The following is a 12,988-nucleotide window of genomic DNA, read 5'->3' as shown; positions in this document are numbered from 1 at the left end:
CGCGTTCCGGGACCACGGCGGAGAGGCCGACCATGAACGACCGCATGACCCGCGACGACGGACTCGCGGACCTCGCGGGTGCGTTGCTGCACACCGAACCCCCATCGCAGGGCAGGGAGGACAGGGAGGACAGGGAGGACACAGCCGAACGGCGCCGGGACGATCCCCGGCTACCGGGCGGCGGTGTCCTCGGCGACAGCGCGGAACCCACGACGCTGCGCGCCGGGCTGCGCCGGGCGGGACCGGCGACCTTCGTCGTCCTGCTCCTGCTGACCTCGCTCGACGAACTGGAGGGCGCCGCGCTCGGCGTACTCGCGCCCAACATCCGCGACAGCTTCGGCGTCAGCGACGGGATGATCGTGTTCCTGTCCGTCGCGGCGGGCGCGTTCATCGTGGTCGGCGCCGTCCCGATGGGCTGGGTCGCCGACCGGTTCCGGCGCGGCCCGGTCATCGGCGCGGCGAGCGCGTTCTTCGCCGCGATGGTGTTCGCGTCCGGGTTCGCGGCCAACGCCTTCATGTTCTTCTGGACCCGCTTCGGCGCGGGCGTCGCCAAGTCCAACCAGGGCCCCGTGCAGGGGTCGCTCCTGGCGGACACATACCCCATCGGCATCCGCGGGCGGATCGGCGCGGCGATCGGAGTCGGCGGACGGCTGGTCGGGGTGCTCAGCCCGCTGATCGTGGGCGGCATCGCGGCCGCGTTCGGCGGCGACGACGGCTGGCGTTGGGCGTACTTCCTGCTCGGGCTCCCGGTCGCGGTCGCCGCGTGCGCCGCGTTCTTCCTGCGCGAACCGGTGCGCGGCCAATGGGAGAAGACCGCGGTCGTCGGGGAGGTGGTCGTCGACGAGAAGCCGCCGCCCATCTCCGTCGAAGCGGCGTTCGCCCGGCTCGGGCGCATCCGGACCCTGAAGACCGTCGTCCTCGCGTTCGCCGCGATGGGCTTCGGACTGTTCACCGCACCGGTACTCGGCAACCTGTATCTGGAGCAGCACTTCGGGCTCGGCGTGTTCGGCCGCGGGGTCGTCGGCACCGTCGGCGGGGCGGCCGGGCTGCTGGTCCTCCCCTTCGTCGGGCGGTACTACGACCGGCAGTTCCGGCACGACCCGGCGCGTGCGCTGCGGCTCATCGGGCTGCTCACCCTGCCGTCCGCGTTCTTCCTGCCGTTCCAGTACTACGCGCCGAACGTGGAGCTGTTCGCGCTCTTCAGCGTCGGGCCGGTGGTCCTGCTGTCCGCCGCCTTCGCGATGATCGGCCCCCTGCTGCAGACGATCGTCCCCTACCGGCTGCGCGGCATGGGTTCGGCGATGGGCTCGGTGTACGTGTTCTTCATCGGGGCGACCGGCGGCGCGCTGATCTCGTTCCCCCTGATCAACAGCTTCGGCATCCGCACCGCGGTGCTCGTCACCATGATCCCGTCCACAATCGTCGGCGGCCTCCTCATCATGCGCAGCTCGTGGCTCGTCAAGCGCGACCTGGCCAACGTGGCCGAGGAGTTGCGCGAGGAGTACGAGGAGCACCGGCGGCGTGCGGCGGCGCCGGACGACGTCCCGGTGCTCCAGGCGAGCGGCATCGACTTCTCGTACGGCCAGGTCCAGGTGCTGTTCGACGTCGGTTTCGAGGTGCGCCGCGGCGAAGTCCTCGCGCTGCTCGGCACCAACGGCGCGGGCAAGAGCACGATCCTGCGCGTCGTCTCGGGCATGGCCACCCCCGAGCGGGGCGTGGTCCGGCTCAACGGGCGCACCATCACGTACGTGTCGCCCGAGCAGCGGGTGCGGCTGGGCGTCGTTTCCCTCGCGGGCGGCGCCGGGGTGTTCCCGAGCATGTCGGTCCGGGAGAATCTGGAGCTCGGCGCGTTCGTCTACCGGGGCGACCCGGACGACGTCGCGCGCCGCATCGACCGGGTGCTGGAGATCTTCCCCCAGTTGCGCGAACGGCAGCGCGAGCGGGCCTCGACGCTGTCCGGCGGGCAGCAGCAGGTCCTCGCCTTGGCGCTGGCGCTGCTGCACGACCCCGAGGTCCTGCTCATCGACGAACTGTCGCTCGGCCTGGCACCCGGCGTCGTCGCCGAACTGCTCGCCGTCGTCCGCAGGCTCCGCGAGTCGGGTCTCGCGATGATCATCGTCGAGCAGTCTTTGAACGTCGCCATGTCCATCGCGGACCGCGCGGTCTACCTGGAGAAGGGCCGGATCCGCTTCACCGGTTCCGCCGCCGACCTCGCCGCGGGCGACATCGCCCGCGCGGTGTTCTTCCGCAGCGACGACGGCGAGGCGACATGAACAGCCAGGTCCTCTTCGACGGCCTTGTCAACGGCCTCGCCATCGGCCTGATCGCCCAGGGCATCGTCCTGGTGTACCGGTCCACCCGCGTCGTCAACTTCGCCGTCGGCAACCTCGGCGTCATCGCGGCGGCGCTGCTGCCACTCGTGTGCCTCAACTACGGCTGGCCGGTCTGGATCGCGCTGCCGGCCGCGCTGGCGGTCGGAACGCTGACCGGCACGCTGGTCGAACTGTCGGTGATCCGCCGTCTGTTCACCGCGCCGCGCGTCACGGTCCTGATCGCGACGATCGGCGTGTCCCAAGCCGCCGTCGCCGTCGTGACCGCCCTGCCGGACGTCCGGAACGGGCTCAGCGCGCAGTACCCGGTCCCCGTCCACGGGACCTGGACGGTCGGCGGGATCACCGTCACCGGGGCGCAGACCTCGGTGCTGGTCGTCGTCCCGCTCGTGGCCGGCGCGCTCTCGCTGCTGCTCAACCACACCACCGTGGGCCGCGCGGTCACCGCGTCGGCGGACAACATGCCGCTGGCCCGCACCCTCGGCATCAACCCGAAGCTGATCTCCACCCTGGTGTGGACGATCGCGGGCCTGCTCTCCAGCCTTGCGATGATCCTCGTCTCCGGGCTGTCCGGCGGCGTCACCGCGGTCACCGACCTGGGCCCCGGCACCATGGTCCGGGCGCTCGCCGCGGCCGTGGTCGCGGGCATGGTCTCGTTCCGCTGGTCGATGCTGGCGGGCGTCGCGATCGGCGTGCTCCAGGCGTACGTGCGCTTCGAGTACGTGACCCAGCCCGGCCTCGTGGACCTGCTGCTGCTCGGCGCCGTGCTCGCCGCCGTGTGGGCCTACGCCCGCCGGGACGACCGCGGCCGGACGGAGACCGTGGCGTTCGGCCCGCGCGTCCGGACGGTTCCCGAACACCTGCGGCGTGTCTGGTGGGTGCGGCACCTGGGTCTGCTGGCCGCGCTGCCGGTGCTCGCCGCCGCGGTGCTCCTGCCCCTGGTCGTCGCGCAGTCGTCCCGGCATCTGCTGTACGCGACGGTCCTCGCCTACGCCGTCTGCGCGTGCTCGCTGACCGTGCTGACCGGCTGGGCCGGCCAGCTCTCGCTCGGCCAGATGGCGTTCGCCGGACTCGGCGCGCTGACCGCCGCGTTGCTGACCCGCGGTCTCACCATCGGGCTCGGCGGGGACACCCGGCTGATCGTCGACGCGATGCCGTTCCCGGCCGCGGTCCTGGCGGCCGCGGCGGGCACGGCGCTCCTCGCCGCGGTGATCGGGTTCGCGGCCCTGCGGGTCGACGGGATGCCGCTCGCGATCAGCACGTTCGCCCTCGGCGTCGCCGCGGTCGGGTTCCTGTACCGGATGGACATCTTCGGCGCGGGCACCGGCGACTCGGTGGCCTTCCCCCGGGGCACGCTGTTCGGGTTGGACCTGTCGCGCGAACGCACCTACTACTACGTGCTCCTGGCGGTCCTGGCCCTTGTGGTCGCGCTGCTGTCCCGGCTGCGGCGGACCGGCCCCGGCCGCCGCATGATCGCCGTGCGCGACAACCCGGACGCGGCCGCCGCCGCGACGATCCGGCCGACCCGCACGAAGATCGTCGCGTTCGCCCTGTCCGGCGCGCTGGCCGGACTCGGCGGCGGACTGCTCGCCGGCGCCGTGCAGTCCGTGCCGGTGACCGAGCGGTTCTTCCAGGTCGATGACTCGCTCATGCTGGTGGCCATCGTGGTGATCGGCGGGCTGGGCTCGGTCTGGGGGCCCGTGCTCGGCGCGGTGTGGGTGATCGGCCTTCCGGCCTTCTTCCCCGACAACGAGCTGGTGCCGCTGTTCGCCTCCAGCCTCGGGCTGCTGGTCCTGCTGATGTACTTCCCCGGCGGGCTGGTGCAGATCGGGTACGCGCTGCGCGGCGCGGTGCTGGATCTCGCGGAACGGCGCTTGGCCGCCGCGGAAGCCGGGGCACCCAAGGCACCGATCGCCGCGCGCGTGCCCGCCGCGGCACCTGCCGAGCGCCGGACACGTCCCGGACTCCCCGTGGGCAAACCGGTGGTGGAGGTCCGCGACATCGCCGTGCGGTTCGGCGGGAACACCGCCGTCGACGGCGTGAGCATGCACGTCCACGCCGACGAGATCGTGGGCCTGATCGGCACCAACGGCGCGGGCAAGTCGACGCTGCTCGGCGCGATCGGCGGGTTCGTCCCCGCGTCCGGGACGGTGGAACTGCTCGGCCACGACGTCTCCGGGTGGCCGCCCGCCCGGCGCGCGGCGCTCGGCCTCGGACGGACGTTCCAGGCCGCCCGGCTGTTCCCCGAACTCACCGTGCGCGAGACGGTCCTCGTCGCCCTGGAAGCACGCGGCCGGTCGGGGCTGGTCGCCACGGCCGCCTTCCTCCCGGGCGCCGTGCGCGCCGAGCGGCGGCGGCGTGCCGAAGCCGCGGACCTGATCGACCTGGTCGGACTCGGCGCCTACGCGGACCAAGCGGTGGCGGGGCTGTCGACCGGCACCCGGCGCATCGTCGAACTCGCCAACCTGCTCGCGCTCGACGCACGGGTGCTGTGCCTCGACGAGCCCACCGCCGGCGTCGCGCAGCGCGAAACCGAGGCGCTCGGCCCGCTGTTGCTCCGGCTGCGGCGCGAACTCGGGGCGGCCATGGTGGTGATCGAGCACGACATGCCGTTCCTGATGTCCTTCACCGACCGGCTGTACTGCCTGGAAGCCGGCCGCGTCATCGCCGAGGGCACACCCGAACAGGTGCGCACCGACCCCGCCGTCATCGCCGGGTACCTCGGCACCGACGCCCGCGCCATCGACCGGTCCGGCGTGGTCTGACACCCGCCCTGCACCGCCGGATCACCCCGAACACCCCGAACACCACGAACACCCCGAATACTTCGACGGATTCTTCTATCCCGGGCATCCCGCGCCCGATTTCCCCGAGCACGGAGGGCAGAGCCATGCCACTGGACCCACCGATCCGCGCCCTGGTCGACGCGCTCGCCGCGGCCGGAGCGGCCGAACGGGAGGCCGCCGACCTGGACGAACGACGCCGGATGTCGGCCGCGACGATGGTCCTCGCGTCCACCGGACGCGGCCCGGGCGTCGTCGCGACCGACCACCGCATCGCCGTCGACGGCGGCGAGATCGCCGTGCGCGTGCTGCGGCCGGCGGACCTGCCCTCCCCCGCCCCGGCGTTCTACTTCGTGCACGGCGGCGGCTGGACCCTGGGCAACCTCGACACCGGCGAGGTCGAGTGCGGCCCGATGGCGGCCCTGGTGCCGTGCATCGTGGTGTCCGTGGACTACCGGCTCGCACCGGAGCATCCCTTCCCCACCCCGTTGGAAGACTGCGTCGCGGGCTACGCATGGCTGCACGCGAACGCCGCCGAGCTGGGCATCGATCCGGCCCGGGTCGCCGTCGGCGGCGCCAGTGCGGGCGGGAACCTGGCGGCCGCGCTGTGCCTGGCGGCGCGCGACCGGGGCCTGCCGGCCCCGTGCCTCCAGCTCCTCGACGTCCCCGCGCTGGACCTGACCCCCATGCCGGTCCCGGACGAGGAGCCGTCCGAGGGGCTCACCGCGAGCGAAGTCAACCAGTACGCCGCCTGGTACCTCGGCGAGCACGGCGACCCGAAGGACCCGCTGGCGTCGCCGCTGCACGCTCCCGGCCTGAGCGGCCTGCCGCCCGCCGTCCTCACCGTCGCCGAGCTGGACGTGCTGTGCGGGCAGGGCGAGCGGTACCTGGCCCGGCTGCACGAAGCGGGCGTGCCCGGCTCCGCGTTCCGCGTGGCCGCGCACGGACACGGGACGTGGATCATCCCGATCACCGCGACGTTCACCCTCGTCCGCGAGGTGCGCGCCGCGGCACTGCGGCACGCGTTCGCGGCGACGCTCGTGCCCTGATCCGGGCTCCGCTTCCCGGTTCCCTCCCCGAACCCGCATTCCGGGATCCGGAATGCGCAGCAAGACGCACCACGCAGCCCCTGTCGCGCGACCCTGGGAGGTCACGGTGCTCCACCAGCTGTTCCGCACTGCCCGTACCGGAAGAACCGGAACGAGACGTCACCCGTCCCGCCCGCTGCGCCGGCGCATCGGCGCCCTCGTGGCCGGCGCCCTCGTCGTGACGACCGCCCTCGTCGGGTCGGGGCCGGCCGCGACCGCGGCGCCCCCGGCCGCGAGTCCGGTGGCCTACGGGGTCAGCGCGCAGAAGGGTGTGGCCGTCACCATGGCGGACGGCACCGTGCTGCGCGCGGACGTCTACACGCCCGCCCTGCCCGGCACCACCACCGCGGCACCGGGTCCGTTCCCGGTGCTGCTGAACCAGACGCCGTACGGACGGGGCCTCAAGCAGGCCGAGCTGGCGTACTTCGTCCAGCGCGGCTACATCGCGGTCGCCGTGGACGTGCGCGGCACCGGCTCGTCGACCGGCTCGTGGTCGCCGTTCGCACCGATCGAGGCGCAGGACGGCGCGGCGCTGGTGAACTGGGCGGCGGCGCTGCCGTCCGCGGACGGCGGCGTCGGCCTGTACGGCGACTCGTACACCGGTATCAACCAGATCTCCACCGCCGCCGCGGTCGGGCCCGACTCGCACCTCAAGGCCATCTTCCCGGTCGTGGCCGGGAACGACCTGTACCGCGAACTGGTCACCATGGGCGGGCTGCCGAACGCCGAGTTCATGCCGTTCTGGCTGCTCTACACCGGGCTCGGCAACCTGACCAACCCGATCACCGACGCGCTCAACGGGGGCTCGTCGCAGAACATCCTCGACACGCTCTCGCTGGAGCTGCAGCACATCAGCGGCATCGCGACGGCCAACCTGCCGATCCTCAACGGGCTGATGACCGGCGGCGAGCAGTCCTACGACGGCGCCTTCTGGCAGGCGCGGCGCCCGGCCGACCAGCTCGCGAACGTGGTCGCCAACGGCGTGCCGGCGTTCCTGGTCGGCGGCTGGTACGACCTGTTCCAGCGCGGTGCGCTGATGAACTACGCCGGTCTGCAGAACGCGTGGGCGGGCCGCCCGGTCGGCGCGCCGATGGCCGCCGGGCAGCAGGTCACCGACCGCTACCAGCTCCTGATGGGCCCGTGGTACCACGATCCGCGCCAGGACCCCGGATTCGACCTGTCGGCCTTGCAACTGCGCTGGTACGACCACTGGTTGAAGGGCATGGACACCGGGATCACCGGCACCACGAACCCGCTGCACGTCAACGAGCTGGGGTCCGGCCGCTGGCTCGACACCCGCAACTACCCGTTCGCCGAGACCACCGCGTCGCGGCTGTACTTCGACAAGGGCCGTACCGGCACCGCCGGTTCCTCGGCGAACGACGGGCTGCTCACGCCGACGCCGCCGACCTCCGGCGGTTCGGAGTTCATCACCTGGACGGCGTCGAACAACCCGTGCACGCGGTCGTCGACGCAGTGGTTCGGCGGGTTCCTCCGCAACCCGGCGTGCGACAACTCGAACCTCGCGCGGGAGAGCGGACCCGACGCGCTCGTCTACACGACCGCGCCGGTGACCGAGACGACGGTCCTCGCGGGCCCGATCGGCGCGACGTTGTACGCCTCCGCCAACACGAACGAGACGCAGTTCGTCGCGACCGTCACGGACGTCGGCCCCGACGGCTCCTCGGTGCCGCTCAGCCAAGGCGCGCTGGCCGGCACGCACCGCGCGGTCGACCCCGCGCGGAGCTGGTACGCCCCGGACGGGTCGCTGCAGATGCCGTACCACCCGTCCACCCAGGCATCCACGACCCCGGTTCCCGCCTTCCAGACCACCCGCTACGACCTGGAGATCTTCCCGACGTTCGCGTCGCTCGCCCCCGGCCACCGCATCCGCGTGGTCATCACCACCGCCGACACGCCCCACCTGTCGGCCACCACACCCCAGACGTTCAAGCTCCTCGCGGGCGTCTACCAGCTGAAGTCGGGCCCGGACACCCCGTCGTCGGTCACCGTCCCGCTGGCCCCGGCCACCGGCTTCGGCACCCCCTGCACCAGCGTCTGCCCGTAGTTCCCCATCCGCCGACGGCCGCCCCGGACATCCGTCCGGGGCGGCCGTTCCGCGTTGCCGCGGGGTGCTTCGCGGGGCGCTTGCACATGGTGGTCGTGCGCGGTGCTGCGTGCGCGGGGGCGGTCCCGGCACCGGACCGCCACGAGACTGCCGCCGGCCTCGCGCCGACCGTCTGCGGCGCCGCTCGGAGCTTGGGCCGCCCAGCCGTCCCCGCCGCCTGGCGGCTCACCCCGGACCATGCACGACACCTCGCCACACACAGCCCCACCGCACGACCACCGCACACACAGCCCCGCCCTACGAGCGCCCCCGCCCATGCGGCCCGCAGCCCGCAGCGCACGACCTTCGCCGCGCGCTCGCCCCCGCCGCACAAACGCCCCCACACACGCACCCCCAAGTCGTCCGCGCCGCCGCCCCTGCACCGGCAGCCCCTTCCACACGTCGCCACGCCGACCGCACCCAACCCCGCCGCACAGCCGCCCCTCGCACACAGCCTCGGCATCACGGGGCCGCCCCGCGCAACCGCCCCCGCAAGCGCCCTGCACAAGGCCGCCCGTCGCCACGACCGGTGCCCACACGGAGCCCCCCACCGCACCCTCGCGGTCGAACGTCCCGCACCCACAGCCCCCGGCGCTCTTCCGTCGGGGGCTTGACGGTCTTGTTCGGGTGATGGAAGCCTGTGAGATGAAACAACGTTATATGACGTTCGTTTATCTCGGCACGCCGCCGCTTGCGAGGCCTGGCGGAGCGTGCCCCCCGAGTCCCCCTCCGTCCCGAGGAGCGTCCGCCATGGCAGCAAGAAGACAAGCAGGCAGACGGATGTCCGTCGTGCTCGCGAGCGCCGGACTGGTCGCCACGGCGGCCTGCGCGGGCTCCGGCGGCGGCCCCGCGGCACCTTCCGCCGCGAGCCTGGTCAGCACGACACCGCCCGGCGCCGGCGCCGTCGACCGGGTCACCTGGGCCCTGCCGTACGGCGAGCCCACCACGCTCGACCCCGCCAAGGTCGGCGACTACTCGCCGCAGACCGTCGAGGCGAACCTCTGCGACACGCTGCTCCGCATGAAGCCGGACTTCTCCGTCGGCCCCGGCCTCGCGGAGAAGGCGTCCTGGACCGACGACCACACGCTCGTGCTCGACCTGCGGGCCGGCGTCCGGTTCTGGGACGGCACCCCCTTGCAGGCCCAGGACGTCGTCTACAGCCTCAAGCGCCAGACCGATCCGCAGACCCAGGGCATCTACGGCAGTGCGCTCGCCATGGTGACCTCCATCGACGCCACCGGCCCCAACCAGGTCACGGTGCGCACCAAGGCCTACGACCAGTCCCTCATCAAGGCGCTGGCCACCCCCTTCGGCGCGGTGAACCAAGAGGCCTACGCCAAGAAGGCCGGAGCGGCCTACGGCACGCCCACCGGCGGCGTCATGTGCACCGGGCCGTACAAGCTCGGCTCGTGGAAGTCCGGCGACAGCGTGACCCTCGAACGCAACGACGCCTACTGGGACCCGCAGATCAAGCCCAAGGTCGGCCAGGTCGTCTTCCGCTTCGTCACCAACAGCAACACGCTCACCAGCGCGCTGCTCTCCGGCGAGGTCGACGGCGTGTACGAGCTGCCGCCGACCAGCGCGACCGCGCTCGCGAAGGCCGGGAACGGCACCACCTACCTCGGCCCCGCGACGCAGAACGTGATGCTCGTGCCCGGCAACGCGCAGAGCCCGGCCGCCGACCGCCGCCTGCTCGACGCGCTGTCCCTCGCGGTCGACCGCGACGCGCTGCTCAAGAACGTGTTCGGCGGCGCCGCGGCCCCGCTGAAATCGCTCGCGCCGCCGCTCACCTGGGGCGGCGACCCCGCCGCGGTCCAGCTCAATGCCGCCTACGCCGCGCTCCCGTCGGCCGAGCAGCCGAACATCGAGCAGGCCAAGCAGCTCGTCGCCCAGGCCGGCGTGCCCTCGCGTCCCCTCGTCGCGGCCATGCCGGCCGGGGATCAGCGGAGCCTGCAGATCATGACCTTCGTCCAGGCCGCGGCGAAGAAGGCCGGCGTCGACGTGCAGATCCGGCAGCTCCAGCCCACCGAGATGTCCTCGCTGTTCTACGACCCGTCCATCCGGCAGGGCCTCGACCTCATCCTCACGTTCGGCTACGTCGGCGCGCCCGACGCGACCGCGTACGTCGCCGACATGGTCACACCCGGCGGGCTGTTCAACTGGACGAACTACGACAACGCCGACGTGACCCGGTTGCTCGGGCAGGCCCGGTCGACGTCCGACCCGGTCGCGTCCGCACAGGCGTACATCGACGCGCAGTCCCGCTTCGCGCCGACCATCCCGGTCGTCTACCTCGCCGCCCCCTACGAACGCATGTTCATGAACAAGCGCATCAGCGGCGCCCCCTCGTCGTTCGCGTACATGGGAATGCCGTGGGCCGCCTACCTCGGCGGCACCACGCAGTAGCCTCTGCCACCCGCGCCGAGCCCCGCAGACACCCGCACCCCTGGAGAACACGACATGACAGGCACTGCAGACCCCACCGCGCCGTGGAACCGCTCGGCGGTCGATCTGGCCGCCGCGATCCGCGCCAAGGACCTCGGCGCCGTCGAGGTCGCGGAGGCCTTCCTGCGCCGCGTCGACGCGGTCAACCCCGCGGTGAACGCCCTGGTCGACATCCGCCCCGACGAGATCCTCGCGCAGGCCGCGGAGACCGACCGGAGGATCGCGGCGGGCGAGGAGCAGGGGCCGCTGAGCGGGGTCCCGGTCGCCACCAAGATCAACACGCCGCAGCGCGGATTCCCGACCACGCACGGCATCCCGGCGTGGGCCGGGCTGGTCGCGTCCGAGGACGCGGCGTGCGTCGCCGCGCTGCGCGATGCCGGGGCGACGTTCCTCGGGCGCAGCAACAGCCCCGCGTTCGCGGTGCGCTGGTTCACCCGGAACGACTTGCACGGCCAGACCCTCAACCCGTGGGACAGCGGCCGCACGCCCGGCGGTTCGTCCGGTGGGGCGGCTGCGGCACTGGCCGCCGGCATGGTGCCGATCGCGCAGGGCAACGACATCGGGGGTTCGATCCGCTACCCGGCGTACTGCTGTGGCGCGGTCGGCCTGCGCCCGACGGTCGGGCTGGTCTCCGCGTGGGAACCCGCGGGGGAGGTGGAGTTCGACAGCCCGATGTCGTTCCAGACCATGGCCGTCCAAGGGCCCATGGCCTGGACGGTCGAGGATCTGCGGGTCGCGATGCGGGTGATGGCGACGCCGGACCTGCGCGACCCCGTCGGCATTCCCGCGCCGCCGCGGCCGGGCGCGCCCGGCCCGGTGAAGGTCGCGGTGGTCCGCGATGCCGGCATCGCCAAGCCGCACGCGGCGGTCGACGCGGCCGTCGACACGGCGGCGCGCGTGCTCGCCGAAGCGGGCTACGCCGTCGAGGAGGTCGAACTCCCGCTGCTCGGCGAGGCGGCGCGCCTGTGGTCGCTCCTCCTGTTCGAGGAACTGCGCACGATGCTGCACGACATCGAGATGTTCGGCGACGCCGGCGTGCGGGACTCGCTGGCCTCCACCTTCCGCGCGGCCGCGGACATCTGGGGACCGCAGCCGACGCTGGAGACGTACATCAAGGGGTACGCGCGCCGCGGCACGCTGATCACCCGGCTGCAGCAGTACCTGAGCGGGGACCGGATCCTGCTGACCCCGGTGTCGGCCGAACCTCCGCTGGAACAGGACGCCGACCTCGCGGGCGACGCCCGGATGCGCGAAGTCCTGGCCGCGCAGTGGCCGTTGCAGGCGGTGCCGGTGCTCGGGTTCCCGGCGCTGGCGGTGCCGACCGGCGTCACCGACGGACTTCCGTCGGGCGTGCAGCTGATCGGCGGCCGCTTCCGGGAGGATCTGCTGCTGGACGCGGCGGCAGCCATCGAGGCCGCTACGCCGCGCACCCGGCCGGCGCTGCTCGGCGCGGACGGCTGACCGGCCTTCTCGACCCGCCGCAGACACCACGCAACCCCCGCACGCGAGCCGCGTGCGGGGGTTGCGTCGTTCCGGCCGCGCCGTCAGCGCGTCAGCATCTCCACGACCACGCCCGCGACCCGGCCGACCCGCTCCGGCGTCCACATCGCCGGGTCCTCGACGGTGGAGATCAGGTAGCCGCGGGTCAGCAGGAACAGCAGGTCGGCGGCCAGCTCGGGGTCCGCGACTCCGGCCGCTTCGGCGGCCTCGTGGAGTTCGGCGAGGGTCTCCTCGGGCTCGTGGGTCTCCGCCGCGTCGCCGCCGCCTTGGAGCGACGAGAGCATCTCGACCCACAGCCGGCGCAGGAGCAGGTCGTCGGGTTCCGTGCTGAGGTTCCACTCCAGCGTCGCGCGCAGCCGCTCCTCGCCCGCGAGTTCGCCCACGTGCGCGTCGAGGTCGGCGCGCCAGCGCGACTCCGCGGCCGCGACCGCGTTGGTGATCAGCGCGATGCGGGTCGGCACGTAGTTGGTGACCATCGCGGTGCTGCCGCCGAGTTCCTTCGCCACGGCGCGGATGGTCACGGCGCGTGCGCCGTCGCGGGCGGCGACCGTGAGGGTCGCCTTGGCGATGGCCTTGCGGCGCTGGACTTCGTCGACGTCGATCGGCATGAGGGCAACCTAGCTCAGCAGGGACTTGACGTTGAACTTCACGTGATGCAACGCTGTTATATCACAACGTTTTCCACGCGTTCTGCGTCGATTTCCCTGCTCGTTCCCCCGAAACCCCCGGTTCTCT

Annotated in this window: 7 protein-coding genes; 6 read left to right on the top strand and 1 reads right to left on the bottom strand. The window is 72.8% G+C overall.

The genetic code is table 11. From position 1 onward, the window contains the following. Positions 1 to 32: 32 nt before the first annotated feature. The 6 genes from ACPA54_RS29425 (at position 33) to ACPA54_RS29400 (ending at position 12,214) form a co-directional block, all read left to right on the top strand. Complete coding sequence (locus tag ACPA54_RS29425) at positions 33 to 2,273, top strand: ATP-binding protein (protein WP_423534418.1); 2,241 nt, start codon at positions 33 to 35, stop codon at positions 2,271 to 2,273. Beyond that, complete coding sequence (locus ACPA54_RS29420) at positions 2,270 to 5,095, top strand: ABC transporter permease subunit (protein WP_423534417.1); 2,826 nt, start codon at positions 2,270 to 2,272, stop codon at positions 5,093 to 5,095. The genes ACPA54_RS29425 and ACPA54_RS29420 overlap by 4 nt, the downstream gene beginning before the upstream one ends. Before the next feature lie 125 nt (positions 5,096 to 5,220). Continuing rightward, positions 5,221 to 6,162 (top strand): alpha/beta hydrolase, encoded by a 942-nt coding sequence (locus ACPA54_RS29415; protein ID WP_423534416.1) that lies wholly within the window; start codon positions 5,221 to 5,223, stop codon positions 6,160 to 6,162. A gap of 106 nt (positions 6,163 to 6,268) precedes the next feature. Next, entirely contained in the window at positions 6,269 to 8,269 is a 2,001-nt protein-coding gene (locus ACPA54_RS29410; RefSeq protein ID WP_423534415.1) for a CocE/NonD family hydrolase, read from the top strand. Positions 8,270 to 9,088: 819 nt separating this feature from the next. Further along, complete coding sequence (locus ACPA54_RS29405; protein WP_423534414.1) at positions 9,089 to 10,714, top strand: ABC transporter substrate-binding protein; 1,626 nt, start codon at positions 9,089 to 9,091, stop codon at positions 10,712 to 10,714. A 54-nt stretch (positions 10,715 to 10,768) separates the two neighbouring features. After that, the gene (locus ACPA54_RS29400; RefSeq protein WP_423534413.1) at positions 10,769 to 12,214 is read left to right on the top strand and encodes an amidase; all 1,446 of its coding nucleotides are present in this window, start codon (positions 10,769 to 10,771) and stop codon (positions 12,212 to 12,214) included. Between the two features lie 83 nt (positions 12,215 to 12,297). Here the strand turns inward: ACPA54_RS29400 and ACPA54_RS29395 are convergent, their stop codons facing one another. Further along, positions 12,298 to 12,861, bottom strand: coding sequence for a TetR/AcrR family transcriptional regulator (locus ACPA54_RS29395; RefSeq protein ID WP_423534412.1), 564 nt, complete (start codon positions 12,859 to 12,861; stop codon positions 12,298 to 12,300). Positions 12,862 to 12,988 lie beyond the last annotated feature (127 nt).

Origin of the sequence: Uniformispora flossi, from assembly GCF_049534875.1 — a bacterium.
Classification (GTDB): domain Bacteria; phylum Actinomycetota; class Actinomycetes; order Streptomycetales; family Streptomycetaceae; genus Yinghuangia; species Yinghuangia aomiensis.
Note: the sequence above shows the minus strand (reverse complement) of the source record. Positions and strands in the feature narration are given on the sequence as shown.

Excerpts from the sequence above, each read along its gene's own strand:
- ACPA54_RS29415 (WP_423534416.1), top strand. The coding sequence starts at position 5,221 with ATGCCACTGGACCCACCGATCCGCGCCCTGGTCGACGCGCTCGCCGCG.
- ACPA54_RS29420 (WP_423534417.1), top strand. The coding sequence starts at position 2,270 with ATGAACAGCCAGGTCCTCTTCGACGGCCTTGTCAACGGCCTCGCCATC.
- ACPA54_RS29395 (WP_423534412.1), bottom strand. The coding sequence starts at position 12,861 with ATGCCGATCGACGTCGACGAAGTCCAGCGCCGCAAGGCCATCGCCAAG.
- ACPA54_RS29400 (WP_423534413.1), top strand. The coding sequence starts at position 10,769 with ATGACAGGCACTGCAGACCCCACCGCGCCGTGGAACCGCTCGGCGGTC.
- ACPA54_RS29405 (WP_423534414.1), top strand. The coding sequence starts at position 9,089 with ATGTCCGTCGTGCTCGCGAGCGCCGGACTGGTCGCCACGGCGGCCTGC.
- ACPA54_RS29425 (WP_423534418.1), top strand. The coding sequence starts at position 33 with ATGAACGACCGCATGACCCGCGACGACGGACTCGCGGACCTCGCGGGT.